At 30.4% G+C, this 18,660-nt stretch carries 18 protein-coding genes and 1 other RNA gene; 5 read left to right on the forward strand and 14 right to left on the reverse strand.

The features are described 5' to 3' along the window. Positions 1 to 17: 17 nt before the first annotated feature. From GW846_02825 to rnpB, 7 genes are all read right to left on the reverse strand, one after another. Positions 18 to 1,205, reverse strand: coding sequence for a hypothetical protein (locus GW846_02825; protein NDK09689.1), 1,188 nt, complete (start codon positions 1,203 to 1,205; stop codon positions 18 to 20). A gap of 6 nt (positions 1,206 to 1,211) precedes the next feature. Beyond that, a complete protein-coding gene (fghA, locus tag GW846_02830) occupies positions 1,212 to 2,045 on the reverse strand; it encodes an S-formylglutathione hydrolase (protein NDK09690.1) in 834 nt (277 codons plus the stop codon). A gap of 10 nt (positions 2,046 to 2,055) precedes the next feature. After that, on the reverse strand, positions 2,056 to 3,165 hold the full coding sequence (locus GW846_02835) for an S-(hydroxymethyl)glutathione dehydrogenase/class III alcohol dehydrogenase (GenBank protein ID NDK09691.1): 1,110 nt from the start codon (positions 3,163 to 3,165) through the stop codon (positions 2,056 to 2,058). A 66-nt stretch (positions 3,166 to 3,231) separates the two neighbouring features. After that, positions 3,232 to 4,464: a sodium:proton antiporter gene (locus GW846_02840; GenBank protein NDK09692.1), complete on the reverse strand. Its 1,233-nt coding sequence runs from the start codon at positions 4,462 to 4,464 to the stop codon at positions 3,232 to 3,234. A gap of 33 nt (positions 4,465 to 4,497) precedes the next feature. Further along, the gene (locus GW846_02845) at positions 4,498 to 4,686 is read right to left on the reverse strand and encodes a hypothetical protein (GenBank protein NDK09693.1); all 189 of its coding nucleotides are present in this window, start codon (positions 4,684 to 4,686) and stop codon (positions 4,498 to 4,500) included. 8 nt (positions 4,687 to 4,694) lie between these two features. Next, complete coding sequence (locus GW846_02850) at positions 4,695 to 5,318, reverse strand: AAA family ATPase (GenBank protein ID NDK09694.1); 624 nt, start codon at positions 5,316 to 5,318, stop codon at positions 4,695 to 4,697. A 57-nt stretch (positions 5,319 to 5,375) separates the two neighbouring features. Then, positions 5,376 to 5,754: RNase P RNA component class A (gene rnpB, locus GW846_02855), an RNA gene on the reverse strand. A gap of 150 nt (positions 5,755 to 5,904) precedes the next feature. Between rnpB and GW846_02860 the strand changes: the two genes are divergently transcribed. Together GW846_02860 and GW846_02865 are read left to right on the forward strand one after the other, a co-directional pair. Then, on the forward strand, positions 5,905 to 6,885 hold the full coding sequence (locus tag GW846_02860; GenBank protein NDK09695.1) for an ATP-grasp domain-containing protein: 981 nt from the start codon (positions 5,905 to 5,907) through the stop codon (positions 6,883 to 6,885). A 6-nt stretch (positions 6,886 to 6,891) separates the two neighbouring features. Then, the gene (locus GW846_02865) at positions 6,892 to 8,013 is read left to right on the forward strand and encodes a DUF1704 domain-containing protein (protein ID NDK09696.1); all 1,122 of its coding nucleotides are present in this window, start codon (positions 6,892 to 6,894) and stop codon (positions 8,011 to 8,013) included. Between the two features lie 3 nt (positions 8,014 to 8,016). Here GW846_02865 and GW846_02870 read toward each other — a convergent pair whose 3' ends face one another. Together GW846_02870 and GW846_02875 are read right to left on the reverse strand one after the other, a co-directional pair. After that, the gene (locus GW846_02870) at positions 8,017 to 9,591 is read right to left on the reverse strand and encodes a DUF1704 domain-containing protein (protein NDK09697.1); all 1,575 of its coding nucleotides are present in this window, start codon (positions 9,589 to 9,591) and stop codon (positions 8,017 to 8,019) included. A gap of 3 nt (positions 9,592 to 9,594) precedes the next feature. After that, on the reverse strand, positions 9,595 to 10,479 hold the full coding sequence (locus tag GW846_02875) for a lytic transglycosylase domain-containing protein (protein NDK09698.1): 885 nt from the start codon (positions 10,477 to 10,479) through the stop codon (positions 9,595 to 9,597). A gap of 221 nt (positions 10,480 to 10,700) precedes the next feature. On the opposite strand from GW846_02875, the gene dnaA reads away from it, so the two are divergent. Beyond that, entirely contained in the window at positions 10,701 to 12,131 is a 1,431-nt protein-coding gene (gene dnaA / locus GW846_02880) for a chromosomal replication initiator protein DnaA (protein ID NDK09699.1), read from the forward strand. Between the two features lie 34 nt (positions 12,132 to 12,165). On the opposite strand, the gene rlmD is transcribed toward dnaA, so the two are convergent. The 5 genes from rlmD to GW846_02905 form a co-directional block, all read right to left on the reverse strand. Next, the gene (gene rlmD, locus GW846_02885; GenBank protein ID NDK09700.1) at positions 12,166 to 13,596 is read right to left on the reverse strand and encodes a 23S rRNA (uracil(1939)-C(5))-methyltransferase RlmD; all 1,431 of its coding nucleotides are present in this window, start codon (positions 13,594 to 13,596) and stop codon (positions 12,166 to 12,168) included. Positions 13,597 to 13,667: 71 nt separating this feature from the next. Then, on the reverse strand, positions 13,668 to 14,876 hold the full coding sequence (locus GW846_02890) for a hypothetical protein (GenBank protein NDK09701.1): 1,209 nt from the start codon (positions 14,874 to 14,876) through the stop codon (positions 13,668 to 13,670). 89 nt (positions 14,877 to 14,965) lie between these two features. Continuing rightward, positions 14,966 to 16,612, reverse strand: a complete 1,647-nt coding sequence (gene groL / locus GW846_02895; protein NDK09702.1) for a chaperonin GroEL — start codon at positions 16,610 to 16,612, stop codon at positions 14,966 to 14,968. Between the two features lie 7 nt (positions 16,613 to 16,619). Beyond that, the gene (locus GW846_02900) at positions 16,620 to 17,060 is read right to left on the reverse strand and encodes an NUDIX domain-containing protein (protein NDK09703.1); all 441 of its coding nucleotides are present in this window, start codon (positions 17,058 to 17,060) and stop codon (positions 16,620 to 16,622) included. Position 17,061: 1 nt separating this feature from the next. Beyond that, entirely contained in the window at positions 17,062 to 17,343 is a 282-nt protein-coding gene (locus GW846_02905) for a co-chaperone GroES (GenBank protein NDK09704.1), read from the reverse strand. A 236-nt stretch (positions 17,344 to 17,579) separates the two neighbouring features. Here GW846_02905 and GW846_02910 point away from each other — a divergent pair, with 236 nt between their 5' ends. Together GW846_02910 and GW846_02915 are read left to right on the forward strand one after the other, a co-directional pair. After that, the gene (locus GW846_02910; protein NDK09705.1) at positions 17,580 to 18,266 is read left to right on the forward strand and encodes a hypothetical protein; all 687 of its coding nucleotides are present in this window, start codon (positions 17,580 to 17,582) and stop codon (positions 18,264 to 18,266) included. A 100-nt stretch (positions 18,267 to 18,366) separates the two neighbouring features. After that, entirely contained in the window at positions 18,367 to 18,633 is a 267-nt protein-coding gene (locus tag GW846_02915) for a hypothetical protein (GenBank protein ID NDK09706.1), read from the forward strand. The last annotated feature ends 27 nt before the right edge of the window (positions 18,634 to 18,660 follow it).

Raw genomic sequence — 18,660 nt, forward strand, 5'->3', positions numbered from 1 at the left:
AAAATATTTTGTCCAATTTATTTCTTCATTTTCAACTTAAATATTTCACGACCTACAATTTGGTCTGGTCTTTTGTATAAGAGACTTCAAGAACGCGTATGTTTTATTTCTTCATGAGAGGGAAGAAGTGGGAGATTTTTTGTATATTTTTTGATAAGTTCATAGATTTCATTGAAATATATATACTTTCATCGTACTTCCCAAAATGGGAATGATATAACTATCACTCAAGTATAATTTGCTCGAGAGAGTCATTCAAAAAACTTAGAATACATCTCCAGGAGTTTTACTTTTTCTTCATCTATTTTTTTCTCCGTAACAGAGTATTTTAGAAATACTTGCCCAAGATATCACTCGGTAACTATAAAATCAGATTTTTTCAAGTATGGACTGCTCGATATTCATGTTGCGTCAAGAACCATTGCTTCTGCTGTTTTTACTGAATTATTGAAATTCTTTCGAGCGTAGTTTAAGTTCTCTTTTGTTTTTTCGATATTTTCTGCTGAGATATCACTTCCATATACAACATTGTTTTGCATAAGAATTGATTCTATAAGTATTGTTCCTAAACCACAAAATGGATCATAGATAGTTGGAGTTGAGTTTTTAAGTTGAACAAATTCTGAAGTAGAAATATTGATCATCATCTGAGCAAGCTTTGGGGGTAGCATTCAAACGACCATGTCACGTGCCTTTCCATAATCACGTTTTGAATATTTTTCTATATCTTGTACCCAAATAGTTGTCCCAAAATACATAAGTTTTCAAGCTGAAATAATAGTGAAATCAGATTGTCTTTCAACAAGTCATTCTCAAATTATTTGGGCACTTGATAGATTTTGAAAATTTTTATTTATAAATCTTCCTGATATTTTTTCTTCCTTCAACATTTTTTTTGCCTGCATCAAAAGAGTTTTAAGGGAAGCGTCACTTCAGAGAAATGAGAGTCAAAATCTAAACTTACCTTCAAATTCTCTAGCTATTTCAATAATAGTATCTACTGGTTTTCATCGGTATGACTGAAATAACTCTATAACTTTGATAGTACCTCACATTTGATCAAGAAATTTGAGGAGATCTTGTTTTTTTTCTATATCAATAATACAGATATTTTTATCTGCATATTCTATTTTTGAATGTGGAAAAACTGAAAATATTTCTGCGAGTGACAATTTAGATTCTCGACCGAGTTGAAAAGCGTACATGTGGAATTATTTAAGATGTTGTAAATGAAAATCAATATGATTTCCTAAAAATGTTGAGATAAAATAGTAACTGTGATCATATCATTCTCTCATATTTATCTGTATTTTCTGCTGCGATAAATCAGCAGCTTTTTGTAAATTATTTGTGAGTAACTCACTTTTCAAAAAATCATCATTAGTGCCTTGATCTATGAGAATTAATTTTTTATGCACATTTCATTTTTGAAGTAACACAGTAGCATCATATTTTTCCCAATCTTTTTTATTACTTCCAAGATATCACTCAAATGCCTTTTTACCCCATGGAGCATTAATAGGATTGACTATTGGAGAAAATGCTGAAATAGATTGGTATTTTTCAGGATTATTTAATCAGATTATTAGAGCTCAATGTCCTCCCATAGAATGTCAGAAAATAGAGATTTTAGTAGCTTTTATCTTAAAAAATTTAGTAACGAGATTATATATTTCAGTATTTATATAGTCATACATATTATAATTATCCTTGAAATCTTTTGTAGTAGCATTCACATAGAATCCTGCTCAACTTCCAAAATCATAACTTTCGTGTTCACATGCAAGGTTTAAGTCTCTCGGGGAGGTATCTGGACAAATAATCATAGTGTTTGAATCTGCCATGTGATGAGCAAATCCTGACTTTAAGATAAAGTTTTCTTCATTACATGTTAATCCAGAAAGCCATATTAGCGCTGAGTCTGGAACTTTTTTAGGATCTGGCAAAAAAACTGAAAACTTCATAGTTGTTTTTGTACTCACTGAACTATGTTCAAAAAATTGAATTTCTCAGTCAAAGTGCTTAATTGTTTTGGTGAGTTTCACTCTTTTTTTATTAATAGTTAATTACCGTTCGTATAGATTTTCCAGCATGCATCAGTTCAAACGCTTTATTTATATCTTCAAGAGGCATTGTATAGGTAACCATATCATCAAGATTTATTTCTCCTGACCTATATTTTTCTACGAGACCTGGAAGTTCTGTTCGACCTTTTACTCCTCCAAATGCGCTTCATTTCCAAACTCTTCCAGTTACTAGTTGAAATGGACGAGTCGATATTTCTTGACCAGCTCCAGCAACTCCAATTATAATTGATTCTCACCATCATTTATGACAACACTCAAGAGCAGAGCGCATAACATGTACGTTTCCAATACATTCAAATGAATAGTCTACTCCTCCATCCGTCATCTCTACAATAACATCTTGAATAGCTTTATCGTGATTTTTAGGATTAATACACTCAGTTGCTCAAAATTTTGTAGCCATTTCAAATTTATCTTCGTTAAGATCTATTCAAATAATAGTTGTAGCACCTGCCATTTTTGCTCCCTGAATTACAGATAAACCTATTCATCCAAGTCAAAATACTGCAACACTTGATCCAACCTCAACCTTAGCTGTGTTAAGAACTGCACCAATTCAGGTAGTTACTCCACAACCGAGAAGACATACTTTTTCTAAATCAGCCTCTTTGTTTATTTTAGCGAGTGATATTTCAGGTATTACAGAATATTCTGCAAAAGTCGATGTCCCCATGTAATGATAAATAGGCTGTCAGTCTTTTGAAAAACGTGTTGTTCCATCAGGCATAAGTCATTTTCATTGGGTTTCTCGTATTTTTTGACACAGGTTTGTTTTCCCTGATAAACAAAACTTACACTCACGGCACTCTGGAGTATAGAGTGGAATCACGTGATCTCATACTTCAAGACTTGTAACTCATACTCCAATTTCTTCAACAACTCATCCACCCTCATGACCAAGTATACAAGGAAAAATTCATTCTGGATCATTTCATGAGAGTGTAAATGCATCTGTATGACACACTCAAGTAGATTTCATTTTAACTAGTACTTCTCAAGCTTTTGGGCCTTCTAAATCTACCATTTCAATACTGAGAGGTTTTCCTGCTTCCCACGCTACAGCTGCTTTCACTTTCATAAATCTGTGATTTTTATTAATATTTTCGCATAAATAGTATTGAATTATTGAGAAAAATCAACTGACTTATACTGCTATATCTGTTTCTACTTTTTTTATGAAGTATGGGGCAGTCAATCAGTGTGTTATGATAGAAATTAATATCACTAAGCTCACAATGGCATATAGTTTTTCTTGTCATGGAAAATTAGGATTTTGAACAAAGGCCCAAGATAAGTAAAAAATACTTCAAATTCATCTAATACCAAAAAAGCTGATAACTAATTTTTCAGATATCTTCTCTTTCACTCAATATAGAGCAATCATTCATCCAAGTGGTCTGAGAATAAATATTATAACTAAAGCAAAAATAAAATCTTTCCAAGTGAGAGAATCAAATATTCAGTTAAGTATAGAGGCTCAAAATAAAATAATCCAAAAAACTAAAAGAATTTTTTCAATTTCTTCTGTAAAATTATGCATTTTATGTTTGATATTTCATTCAACCTCTTCTCTGTGCCTAATCACAACTGCAGCAATAAATACAGCTAAAAATCAATATCCGTGAAGAAGCTCTGTTGTTGCGTACACAAAAAAGGTAATAGAGAGGGCTATAAATCATGCAGGAGCTCAAATTCATTTTATATCAGGTACTTTATCAATAAGCCAACCTAAAAATTTTCAAAATAAATATCATAGCAGAAATCACAAAAATACTTTTAATAAAAAAGAATCTAAAAACCATTGCATTCCAACTTCACTATTAAATTCTCCCGCAGTAAAAACTGCCAGTGCTAATATAGTAAATGGAAATGCTAATCAGTCGTTTATTCAAGCTTCTCACGTAAGGGCAAATCTACTCGTTATAGCATTTTTATTAGTCAATTTTTGGATTTGAACCTCTGAAGCCAATACTGGATCTGTAGGGGATAATACAGCAGACAATAATATTGCAGCTGGCAGACCGAGTCATAGAAACATATATCAAAACAAAAATGACCCTACAAGAAAAATAGGCATTGAAATAAGAATGAGTCTAAGAATTACTTTCCAGTCGCTCAGAGTATAATTTTTTCATATTTTGAGACCAGCTCACATAAGTGAAATAATCACTATAGCTTCAGATATGTACATCACCCATGAATTTGGCCAAAGTGGGTCTGGCCAAGAAATGGGAACTCCTGAATAATATAATAATACTCCAATTACTAACAACATAATTGGATAACTAATTTTTATTATTTTAGAAACATATGGCAGCCAAGCCATGATAATAGTAGTAAGTCACAGGGCTGCATAAATTATGAGGTGCTTATCCATAATAATATATATGATGTAATTTAAGATAACTATTTACTCAAGAAGTTCTCTAACTTTGTTAGCTCGTTCTTGAACGATTCCACTAAAATTCTTTTTATCTTCTGAAAATTCATTTCCTAAAATTTTATCAACTTCTCTATTTTTATCAGAGTTTCTTTTTTTAAAACCCATATCTCAATTTAATGGATTATGTGGTCATCTATATGATTCTATATCTACCATGTATATATTTAATTAAGTTCTAATATACTCTCTAACTCAGCAAATACTTCTTCAACTGCTTGATCAGCATTGACCTCTAATACTCTTCATTCTTGCCTTTGAATTCTCACAATTGGAAGAGTAACGTCGTTATAAAGATCTATTCGTTTCAGTATTCCATCTTCGTTATCATCAGCTCTTTGAATTAAATCATCTCAAGTCTTTGGATCTATGGTCATTCCAGTCATAAATGTTTCTCCTGTCTTAGGATTAAACATTCGCCCCAAAAGTCTTTGTTTCGATTTTTCTTCTGATAACCTGAATAATACTACTTGATAATCTGGAAGAAGTCTATTGAATATTTCTAGATTCCAATCATTTCGAACAAATGCGTCAAATATAACATTTTCATCATTGTGATTATCAATAATATTTTGAACAGCATCTTCCATCACAGCTACTCATAGTTCTGCTGTTATTTGATCTCACGCATCATAAAGTTTTTGGATTTTTTTTCCAAGTTCGCTCCCAGAAGCAATAACTCTTCGAAACTCGCCTCACATTTCAAGCAGTCTAAAACCATGTTTTTCAACAAGTAATCGTGCTTGAGTACCTTTTCCACAACCTTGAATTCCAGTAAATACTAATTTCATTTATTTTATATAAAAAAATAATCCCTGATAGTATAGGGATTATTCAATTTATTCAAGAAAAATGTGAGAGTAATAAGCCGGATTTTGTACTTCGGTATCAATCTATCTGGGCGCATCATCACTGATACGCTCTAGCTGGGTATTATGTTTCAATGCAATAGAAAACAATAACATTTCACACAACCATTCCCATTGCATCACCCTGGGTTTACCAAACTCCTTCTGTCACCAGAAGGGAATATTTGTAGCAATCACTTACATCAAATATCTTTTCACCTTTCATCTTGCAAGCAAGATTAGTATTGTCTCTGTGGCACTATCCGTCAACGAGCTTTATGAATTATACTCGTTTCAAAGCCGTTAGCTTTAGGGCTGTTTTCTTGATGTCCAGACTTTCCTCACCATATTACTATGACGTAGATACCTGCTCTCACAAGAAAGAGTATACTAAAATTATAAAATATATAAAATTAAGCTGATTTTTTCATAATTTAAAACTAAATTAATGCAGTTCATCAAATAAAATAGCCTTTATAAATTATGAAAATTTAATATAATACTTATATCTATCACATAAATTATTTTTATGACTCACGCAATGACATACTGGTCTATTAGCTCAAAAGTATTAACTGAAGAAGCTGAGTTATTAGGATTGAATGTTGATATAATAAATAAAGATAAAAATCTGTATTACATATATTCCTCAAGTAAAAAAATACTCTTCAAAACTACTGATTTTTGAGAAAATTCAGCTCTTTGATTTAAGCTCTGTAATAATAAGGAACTCACATATAATATTTTAGAAAAAAACAGCTTTCCAATAGCCAAATCATATTATATAATACAAGAAGATTTTAAAGATTTTAAGGAAACAGATATACAAAACTTTCGCTATCCACTTATTATCAAGCCTCATAATGAAGGGCATTGAAATGGAGTTATGATGAATATTGAAAATTTTGAAGAATTATCAGCTAAATTATGTGCATCTTTTGAAGAGTATGGTACAATGATTATCCAAGAACTAGCAAAATGAGATGAAGCGAGAGTTGTTGTAATAAAGTGAGAAGTAGTACTTGCATTTAATAGAATTCCTGCTCAAATTATATGAGATGGAATATTAAAAATTTGAGAATTAATACAGAAGGAAAATCTCAATCCTATGAGATGAGATGGTTATAATAATCTACTTAGTAATATTGAGATTGATGATGAACTTTTAAGCTATATAGATAAACAATGATATAATCTTGATACTATATTGAAGGACTTGGAAGTTGTGCAGCTAAGATGAAATAGCAACACTGGAACGTGAGGGACACTTCACGAAGTTACATCAATATTGAGTGATGATACTAAAAAAATATGCTGTGAAATTGCAGAGTTATTTTGATTATCAATAGCTTGAATTGATCTCATTATGAAAGATTTTTCGAAAGATCTCTCAGATTGAAATGGAATAATATTAGAAGTAAATGCTTCACCTTGAATTTGATGACACAGGGAACTGACTTCAGTAAATACTGGAAGAATAATTTTGAAAAAAATATTTAATATAGCTTAATAATTCATGTTAAAAGAATTACTCGAAATACTATCTCAAAACCAAGTAGCAATTAATGGGTCAGTTGAGGAAAATGAGTGAGAACTTATAAATACCATAATTTTTTGAAAAAAGTTTCGATGAGATGTCATGGCTTATAAAAAAAAATTTTTTAGAAAGCTTCGCCTTAAAGAGAAAAATATATTAATACTCCAAGAACGCGCCTATAAAGAAGAACTCAGTGTTGTAGATAAAAGTATTTTGTTAAGTGAAATACATGCGAGTCTTATAAAGATACAATTTCTTAGAGAAAAATTTGATATAGAAGCTCAAAAAATAGATGAGAATATAGATGTATTTGAAAATTCAAATATGGATTTTTACAACAAATCTCTGTTTTGAGTTACTAAAAAGGATATATGAGAGAAAATCTCTATAGATAATTGTCCAATTTATGTAAATACGTATACAAAAAAAGATTTAGAACTCTTAATACAATTCTCAAACACAATTTTTCCTGATTTACGTTTTGAATTTTGAAATTTTTCAAATCTCTCTCATAGTTGATGAGTGATAAAAATTCCCAGAAGAAAATTTTATAGCATTAAAACTATTATTACTATTTTTTTTCATGAAACTACTCACTTTTTTAGAAGTTATAATGGAGAAAGAAACTTAGGATTTAAATATAGATTTTCTGATTATTACACTCTAGAAGAGGGAATTGCTATTTATAATGAGCATAAATATGGAAATAGAATTATAAATTTATGAAAATTTACACCTTATTATAATGCATGTTTTCAAGTGTTGATGCAAAATATAGATGAGAATGAAAAAATATCAAAAATCTATGAAATACTCAAATGTAAAGGATTCTCAGAAGAACAGTCACTCAAGTACTATTACAGGTTCAATAAGTACAATGTTTTTTGAGAAAGGAACTTTTACCTGAAAGACCTAGTATATCAAAAATGATATAAAAACGTAACTAAGTTGTTGCATTTAAATACATTAAATTATCAAAAAATTATGGCTTGAGATATATGAATTGATGAAGTAAGCCACTGACTTGTATCTGCAGATAATAACTATAATGTTTCATTATATTTTAATTCTATGGTTAAAAAAATAAAAGCTATATTATAGCTTTTATTTTTTATCTATCTTTATGTCTAATATTTTCTCGAGATTTTTAAGAATTTTTTCTATTTTTATCCAATCAGTTTCAATCTTTTGTATAATTTTAAAACCATCCAAATCCAAGAACCAATATTTCTTTTTTAAAAACAGGTAATATTTTTGACTCTCAAACTCATACATCTTGTCTTCCTGTTTATTTTCAAAATAATAACAAATGAGATCAGATATAAAAATAGGGAATACTATATTTTCCTTTTTATCATACCTTTGATATAAGTCATACATATTATCTAAATCCAAGAATCAAACTTTTCAAAGAAATAATTTTTTAAACTCTCATCCAGACTTTAGGTAATCCATAACCTCAGTGAGTCATCTAAAGTATACTACATCTTTGTGTTGTACTCAAACGTGCTCAAAAGAATAATTCCTCTTTGCTCTTCGAATAGCAGTATCATAGGATCGCATAAAATTATACTCCTTTACCATAATCCTTACAAATTCACTAAAATCATCTCAGTTCAAACACTCTCATGCAAGTATGGTAAAGAAATAATCTATGATGTTATCAATGGTATCATATGTATATCAATGAAATATTCTCTCCATAAACATAGCAAGTCACTCCTCTTTTGGGAGATTTCTTGCTCACCGAAAATTACCTAGAAGTTTTTTTCCATTATATTGATTTATATAGTGTGATTCTATCTCATGAGTTAAGAGCTTCAAAACCCTATCAAATGTAAGATGAGAGAATTCTTCATTTCTAGGTATTTCAAGAGCATCATCTCAGTCGTAAATCGATCCAGCATTTGTTAGACTTGTTCTTTGAGGAAGATGATATAATTCACATACTGCATCGAATAAATACCTATAATCTTTTCTGCATATATTAGAATCAGAAAATATACTATTTGCAGTCTTATACAACGTTTCATCTGTTTCAATAAGATCACATTTACTCGACTGCTTTATAATTTTGAGAAACTTATTCATCTTAATGACATCAGATCGAGAAAGAAGATGTTTTTGAAGCGAATGATTTTTTTCAATAAAATTATAACAGTGAGAAAATTCTCTGGAGTTTTCAATAATCAAACTTCAGAAAGCTAGTTTTTCCTTCTTTATTATTTTTTCTATTTTCAAGTCAACTTCTGAATCGGGCATATTAATTTGAGCTCAAGCCTTGTTCAGTTCAAAATTAATAGAGATGAGCGAAATTTCTAAAATATTTTTTACATAGAGCAATGAATCAATAAGTATGCTACGTTTTACACTTTCGACTCTTGATGACACATTTATATGTTCAAGTTTTTTAATACTATCATTTATAGCTGTAATTCGGGATTGAATTCTATATATAAATTTTTTTCAGAGAATATTATAATTAATATTCTCTGTATATGGAATATTAAGATATTCTTCAAATAAGGTCTCATTATATAAATAGCCATCATCCAGTTGTTTATAGCTATAAGTTACTTCAATAATTTTTTCGAGTTTACCGTCAAAAACCTCTCAGTTCACTAAATTCATAACATCATCTAAACTTCGTGCAAAATATAATTTTAGATAGTAGATCATAATTTATTGTAAAACAGTAATATCCCAATCTCATTCTGGTAATGAATCTCAAATTACCCATCTATTGAGAATTTTAAGATCTTTGTAGTTAATATTATTTATTTTACTCCACTGAGCAAGATTATCTATTTTTCAAACATTTATTATTTTCGTTTTAGGAGCATCTTGAACTCATCATATAAGAGTATCAATAGCATCCTTTCTATCAAAATAAGACTCCATAACATATTTTATTGCTGCAATCCTAAACACGTAGCGAGAAGTTTCATCGTTCAGATATAAATCATAGTACGTAGTAACTCATTGTTCTTCCATTTCACGAGAAAGACCATTTTCTCATCTATTATATGCAGCAGCGACAAGTGCCCAATCTCAAAATCTGTTATAGAGCACTCCCAAGTATTCTAATGCAGCCGTGGTAGATTTTTCAAAATGATATCTCTCATCTATTTGATCATCAACTCTCAGTCAATACTGACGTGCTGTATCTGGCATAAATTGCCAAATTCATCCAGCACCAGCACTTGAAACAACATCTTCACGTAATGCACTCTCAGCAATTGGTAAATACTTAAAGTCATCATGTATTCAAGCCTTTTTTAATTCTCATTCAATATAAGGAATATAAGCAGGATAGCGTTTTACATAGAGATAGAACTGATAAAGATTGTTTGAAGTATTAAGAAACTCTTTATCAAAACGCTCTTTATTATCAAAATTGTTTCATTCAAACGGAATAGCGTCTCAAGCAAATTGTATTTCATTTTCAGGATATTTAAACACGAGAGTATTATCAGCATCTTTAAACTTTGATGCAAAATACACTCAAATAATACAGAGAAATAACACTCAATAAACTATTCACAATAATGAATTATTTTTTAACATTTGTAAAAATTTTATTATACTTAAAACTACTTAGTTATTGTATTCATTTAGCCATGCAAAGCAAAAATTATAATGTATAATTTTTGTATACATACAAAGCTGTCAAATAAATTTTTTCTTTTGACCCAAGTATATTTTTGTATATTCTTAGCTCACATCAAGCAGAACAACTTAGATATAAATGTTACATTATTTTCTTCAAAACAACGTACTAAAATATTATGGAAAAACACTACAAGCTAAAGAATATCCTGACTCATCTCATTGAATCAGTAAAAAAACAAGATTTCCTCGTATATTTTAGAAAAATATCTATATTAGAAATATCTGACTCACATGTAGTCTTTGGAACTGTTTCTAGTTTCATGAAAGATAATCTCCAAGCCAAATTCAATACTCTCGTACTTGAGGCAAGTCAAAAAGAACTTTGAAAAAAAATCACATCTATTAGTTTCTTAGTTGATTCTAGTATAGATAATCCATCAAATACTAATGCTGTAGATTGCCAAGAGTTTTATAAAGAAACTCTTAAGTCTAATAAAATTGCAGATAAAAAATCAAGAAATAGTGTCAGTCCAATAGAGCAAAAAGCTGGAGCACATATGAGATATACTCTCAACAACTTCGTTGTTTGAGCAGACAATCAACTTGCTTTTTCAGCGTGCGAAGCAGTTAGTAAAAATCCAGGTAAATCATATAATCCACTTTATATATATTGAGATGTAGGACTTGGGAAAACACATCTTCTGCAAGCTACTTGAAACGAAATACTTAAAAAATACAAAGATAAAAAAGTGGCTTATACTACAGCTGATAAGTTTATTACAGAATACGTAACAGCAGTTAAGAAACGAAATGTTGAACGGATGAGAGAAAAATTTAGAGAAATTGATGTATTAGTTATAGATGATGTACAATTTCTTTCTAAAAAAGAACAAACTCAAAATGAACTGTATAATATATTCAATCTACTCTATGATAGCAACAAACAAATCATAATATCTGGTGATAGGGCTCCAAAAGAACTTACAGAGCTAGAACCAAGACTCAGAAGTAGATTTGAATGGGGGATTACCGTTGATATTGGGAAACCAGATTTCGAAACACGACTTGCCATCATTCAGGAAAAAGCTCGAGAAAAAGAATTTATGATTCCTCAAGAAGTAGCTGAGTTTATTGCTGCAAATGTAACTGAAAACGTGAGAGAATTAGAGTGAGTTCTTAATCAAATGATTGCAGAATATGAGTTAACTGGGAATACACCTAGCCTTACAAGAATCGCTGCAAAATTACAAAAGTTAAGCTTTACAACTGATTTACTCTGAGAAAGTAGAAGTGCTGCTCGACTTAAAAATACACGAACTATTAAGAGTTATGAAGATATTCTTGATGCTGTAAGTCAACATTTTGGAATTGAAAAAGAATGAATCCTTTGAGATAACAGAAAAAAAGAATTCATGATTCCAAGACAAGTATCGATGTACTTGCTTAAAACTAAGCTTAACTATACCTATGAGAGAATAGGGAATATCTTCAATGGAAGAAACCATGCATCAGTTCTCTATAGTTGCAATAAACTAGAAAAAATAATTAAAAAAGATAAAAATCTTCTCTACGAAGTGAATGCAATCAAAGATGGAATCGGAATATAAAAAAAAGAAGCTGAGAAAGCTTCTTTTTTTTATATTATTTCTTAATAAGACTTACTACTGTTTCTATATGATGCGTATGAGGAAACATATCTACAGCTTGTACTTTTTCAATCTCATAGTCAGAGTTTCTGAGAATGAATTCTAAGTCTCTTGCAAGTGTTGCGGGATTACAACTTACATAAATCATTTGTTTTGTACCAAACTTCAGAATATTTGGAAGAGCAGATGGATGCATCCCAGCTCTTGGAGGATCTATAATAAGTAGATCAGCTTGTTTTCAATCTTTAATATATTTTTCTAAGAAATCTTCAACTTTAGCATTTATAAACTCCATATTTGTAACACCATTTTTTTGTGCATTTTGAGCACCACTCTTAGATGCTTCTTCTACGAGTTCAACACTGATAACGTCAGAGGCACTGTCTGAAAATATCATACCAATCGTACCAGTCCCAGCATAGAGATCTAAAACTGTACCAATCTGGTTTCATTTTTGATACTCTAAAAAGAAATCTTGGACTTTCTTATAAAGAATTTCTGCTCACCGAGAGTTAGTTTGAAAAAAACTCTTTGGTCCAATATCAAAAGTATACCCTAAGAGTGTTTCATGAATCACTTCATCTCAATCTACCAACTCCATATCTCAAATAACTGTATCCGATTTATTCTTGTTATGGGAAATATACACAGATTTAATTCCAACGTGTTTTTTAGATAGTGAATGTAGAAAATTCTTTATATTAATAAGTACTTCTTCCTTTTGAAAACTCGTATTTTCCTCACTCTTGAAGTAATCTGGATAGATAGAGAGTACGAGAAGTATTTCACCAGTAAAATGCATTCTTCGCATCATAAAATGTCTCCAGAATCATGTTCACATCTTTTGATCATACACAGGCAATCATGATTCTTTACAGAATTGTTTTACTTCAGCGTATATTGTATTTTGGATGTTATCAATAAGTAAGCACTCATCGTAATCCTCAACTTTTGAAAACTCTCATCGTTTATGAAATCCTACATTAAAATCTTGCCGTATATCATCTCTATGAGAGATGTATTTTCCGAATGAGAATTCAATTTTATTTCTATATCAAAATTGATCTGGAGCCGCAATAATAGGAAGAAAATTAATATGCTCTTGGTATCGTTTTAAATGAAACATCGATTCGATAATTTGATTCTGTTTAATCTCGAGTTGTGATTCATAGGCTATATTCATCCACGGAGCTCCTGGAAATAAATCATAATCTCCTGTCTCTAAAGGTGATTTTTGAATTACATCTGTAATTTGAGCTTCATAAAAATCTTTTCTTTTTTTGATGATTTTCATATTTACTTTTGCTCACGGCACAGCTCATCCCGTGATAAATGCTACTTTACCATCTTCGAGTCGAACAAATCATTTTCCTCAGAAAACAAGTTTTTCGATCACAATATTCTCAACTATTTCTCCTTTTTTCATAAAAAAATCTACTCAAATAATATTGAGTAGATTGTAGGCAAGAAGGGGAGAATTGCAAAGTTGAGATTGATTTAGTTATTTTGAGCAATCAAATCATTTCATAGGTCTTTCGGTCTGGCTAATGGTCGTGGATAAATTCATAAAATATCTCTGTTAAGTCTGTTTACTAATTGAGCAGTCTTTGGGTTTGTTAAATCAGTATGATGAATTTTTGTATAAATTTCAGTAATCGCACTTCTATCTCATTCTATAAGTAATTTAAACAAGTCAGGTCATTGTGGATCTCCATACAAATCTGATAATAATACTATGATTTGCTGTTCAGCTGAGAGATTCGCCATATTTTGATATTCAGGAGTTCAAATACCTTTTATTTCCAATTGTAATTGTTCGTCAAACTTTACGGTCTCTGCAGGTATTCTTCTCAATGCCATATCATAAGAACTATCAAGCCAAACCTCTCTTACAGATGAATCTACTACACTTGGTTTTTCTAAAAGTGCCTGATAATTTCCATCAGAATCCAATTTTTCCCATGCATTTTTTCAATCATTTTTTTGATATTCAAAATATCATCCCGAACCTGGAAATCCCTCATCATGAACTCTATTATATCATCCCCACGACTCTGCTTCTGCAATATATCTCACTAAAAGACCTATATTTTCAAATCATTCAGGTGATATTTTCATATTTAGTAAATCTTGGGTAAGAAATAATGATAAATTTTCACTAATTCATACTTCCTTAATCAAATCACTAAGATTAAATCAACCTCATTTTTCATCTCTTTGAAATCAACCTTCAGGCTCATATTCATCAAGACTTTTAACCTGACTATTTTCTATTTCTTCTCTAGATTTCGGTCTTAGGATACTATTAGAGGCATAGTTTGTAAATAATCTACTATAATTTAATGAAACTCAATTAATTACAATATAAGATTGAGAAATATTTTCTTTTAAATTTACAAACTCTAGTCAACCAACTGATTCAATTTCAGTGATAGTATCTCTCAGTGTTTTTTGAATATTAGCTGAATCTAATTTTGAATCTAATTTTCATTTATTAATTAAATGACTTCTTAAATTATCGTGAAACATAGAGGTAAATACATCGTTTCATCAATTTATTCATAAACTTTCAATAAAAATATCAATTGAACATTCTAAAAGTTCATTATGAGTTTCATTAATAACTCATTGCTTTAATTCTAAAGGTAATTGAATATTTAAACCTGAAAAAGTATTATCAGGTATATCATATGATTCTGCTCACATAGTTATATGGAATTACTTATATGTAAATAAGGTAACACATATACTTTAAATACACAAAAAAAGACCTTTTGAGGGGGCTTTTAATTCGATTACATCATTCACATGCCAGGATATCATCCTCACATTCATCCTGCTCACATGTCAGAATTATCTTTTTTACCAGGGAGTTCTCAGACAGCTGACTCAGTTGTAAGAAACATTCAAGCAAGAGAAATAGCTTCAGTAAGTGCTATTCTTGCTACTTTTTTAGGATCAACGATTCATATTTCTAACATATCAACGTAAGTATCATCAGAAGCGTTGTATCAAAAATTTATTGAATCATTTTCAAGTATTTTACTCATCACGACTGATCATTCTTTTCAAGCATTCTCTACAATTTGCTTCAGTGGATATGAGAGAGCTCTTAAAACAATCTCAGCTCACACATCCTGATCTGAATTTCAAAGTGATATTCATTGTAAAATTACTGAGGCTCGTAATAAAGCAACTCATCCTCAAGCTACTACACCTTCTTCCACTGCTGCACGAGTCGCGTTTAGAGCATCCTCAATTCTTAGTTTTCTTTCTTTCATCTCAGTTTCACTTGCAGCTCACACTTTTATAACCGCAACTCATCATGCGAGTTTTGCGATTCTTTGTATAAGTTTTTCTCAGTCGTATTTACTCGTAGTTGTTTCAAGTTGTTTTTTGAGTTCTGATACTCTCGATTCTATATCACTAGATTCTCAAGCTCAAGATATAATGGTAGTATTTTCTTGTGAAGCTATAACATTTGCTGCATATCATAAATCACTGAGTGTCACATTCTCAATCTTCATCCCAAGCTCATCAGCTATAAGGTTAGCTCATGTAAGAATTGCAATATCTTTGAGAATATCTTTTTTCTTTTCTCCAAATCATGGAGCTTTAATTGCAAGAACATTTACAGCTCATTTAAGTTTATTGAGAATAAGTGCAGTCAGAGCCTCTGACTCTAAACTCTCAGCGATGATTACAAGGTCTTTTTTGCCACTCTGAACTACTTGTTCCAAGATTGGAAGCATTTCCTTCATTGTAGATATTTTTTTGTCTGTAATCAAAATAAGTGCATCTTGAATTTCTGCAAGCATTTTTTCAGTATTACTGACCATATAGGGACTTAAATATCCATTTTCAAATTCCATTCATTCTGTTATTTCAACCTCCATTCAAAAGGATTGTCCTTCTTCGACAGTAATTACTCCATCATTTCACACTTGTCTCATTGCTTCGGCTATAATATCTCATACTTCACTATCTTGTGCTGAGATTGATGCAACTTGAGCAATTTCTTCTGGAGTTGAGATTTTTTTTGTATTTTTTTCAAGTTCTTGCACGATAAGTTCTCACGCTTTTTTCATTCCATTTTTGAGTTCAACTGCATTCACTCAAGTTTTAATATTCCTCATTCATTCTTTCGCAAGAGCATAGGTCAAAAGTGTCGCAGTAGTAGTACCGTCTCATGCAAGGTTATTTGTTTTCTCTGCAGCTTCTTTTACTAACTCAGCTCACATATTTTCAAATATGTCCTCAAGCTCAATTTCTTTTGCAATAGTAACTCAGTCATTTGTAATAACAGGTCGACCGTACTCAGAACCTAGAATAACATTTCTTCATTTAGGCCCCATTGTTATGATAACAGTCTTGGCAATTTGTTCGATTCATTGAAACATACTTGCTCGAGCATCGTCTCAGTATTTAATTATTTTTGGCATATTAATTTTAGATTTTATTTATAAAAATTTCTGAAAATTTTTCTCAATCACTCATTCTTTTGAATACTTTTCACAAATATGGCACTATATTTACATCATCTTTTTTTAAAAATTTGATTTCGCTACACTTTTCAGGTTCTCAGTTACGTATTTCTCAACTATATTTATGAATTTTAAAATAAAAATCAAAATATACTCTTTCTTCAAAATTTATTCTATGAGAACTATGAATAAGCTCTAAGTTATTTTCTGAAACCTCAATTCATATCTCTTCTAATATTTCTCTTTGAACTCATTGTTTTAAAGTTTCAAATCATTCAAGATGTCATGCTGGAAGTCCAAATCTTCAATCCATAAATCCTGTATTTTTTCTTTGGAGAAACAATACTTCACCTTCTTCATTTTCTAGTATTCCATATACTGCAACATAATATTCAGGGTTTCTCATATTACTTATTTATTTTTCCTAATATATATTCTATTGCCACTACTTTGTACTCTGTATCATCAACTTTGACTTCATCACCAGAAAATTGTCCTGCAAGCACCGTGTCTCATACTGATATAACAGACATATCTGAGCCAGTTTTACCAGGTCAAACGGCAATTACCTCATAGAGAAACGTTCTTTCTTTATTTGTAGATTCTGGAACAAATATTCCAGAGCTACTTGATTCATCTGGAGAAATTGACTTTAAAATAACTCTATCGAAAAGAGGTTGGATATTCATATTCATTTGGATAATTAAAAAATATTTTTATATAATGAGTATAAAGATTTTAAGAAAAATACTATCTTTTTTTTGTGTATAATTATAATAAAAATGCATTAATATATTACTAATTTAAATAAGTTGATAACAGATTTTTTTTGATACCTACTAAATGATTGAATAACTAAAACAAGAAAAAAAATAGAGAATCTTTACTGAAAATTTCTCAAGAAAATTTTTTGAGAGTTTTTTTGATGAATTTTGACATTCTTAGTTTCCAGCTTATTCACTATCTTAATAATATCTATACCAATAGTTTTAATAATACTCTTTTTTTGACAGTAGAAAAAAAATATTCTCCTCAAAGACTCAAAGACTATGCTCTTTGGTATTATTTTAGGTACTATCCAAGTAATGGAAGACTCTTGCAGAAACTCCACGAAAAATGAGAAGAAATTGATGCAATTCACGTATTTAAAGATATTCAACACCTCACTCAAGAAGATGAAATTATAAAAGCTAAAATAGATAACTATCTGTTTAGAAACAAAAACTTCAGATATATCAGACAAAAAATGCGAGAAAAACTCTTTCCAAAAGAAAAAATTGAAAGCATACTAGAACCACTAGCAGAATCAGGAAACAGTATATTAGACGAAAACTGGCTCAGAAAAAAAATACAAAATTTCACAGCAAGAGGAAAGAGTCGCAGCTATATCTTTTATACTCTCTGAGAAACATCAGCAGATAGGGAATTACTTGAATGACTCTTGAGTGAATGTTTTCCAGATGGAGAGTTAGAAAACATTCAGCGAGAATATAATAAAATAACTTCAAATAAGCCAGAATTACTCAAGACAAGAGAATGAAAACAAAAAATCACTCAAAAACTTATATCTAAATGATTTAAATATGATGAAATAAAGTTAATTATACAATAAAAAACTTGATATTTTGAAATTTTAAACATAATCCTCTATACGTATATACAACCATATGAATGGTTTGTAGGAATATGTAAAAAAGTAAGAGGAAGAGCACATGACACTTAACTATAGAATCGGCTTTAACGTAACGCCAATCTCAAAACGAATTGCAGCTAAAATTTCATATGCAAAGAAAGGAGAAACTGCTGATCAGGCTCGACGTCGTATTAGTCGTTCAAATCCTGGTTGCATGATTACTCCCTGTAAGCGTGATTTCGGTCCAATCGTGAATAGAAAATACAGTGGAATTTTATTCCCGAAAAAAATATTCTCAGAAAGTACAACTCATCGTGAATTTCTAGATGTGCATGCATTCATGTAATCGGACTCTACTATCGAACCTCGGCCT

The sequence above is a fragment of the Candidatus Gracilibacteria bacterium genome, assembly GCA_010119145.1.
Lineage (GTDB): Bacteria > Patescibacteriota > Gracilibacteria > BD1-5 > UBA6164 > JAACSU01.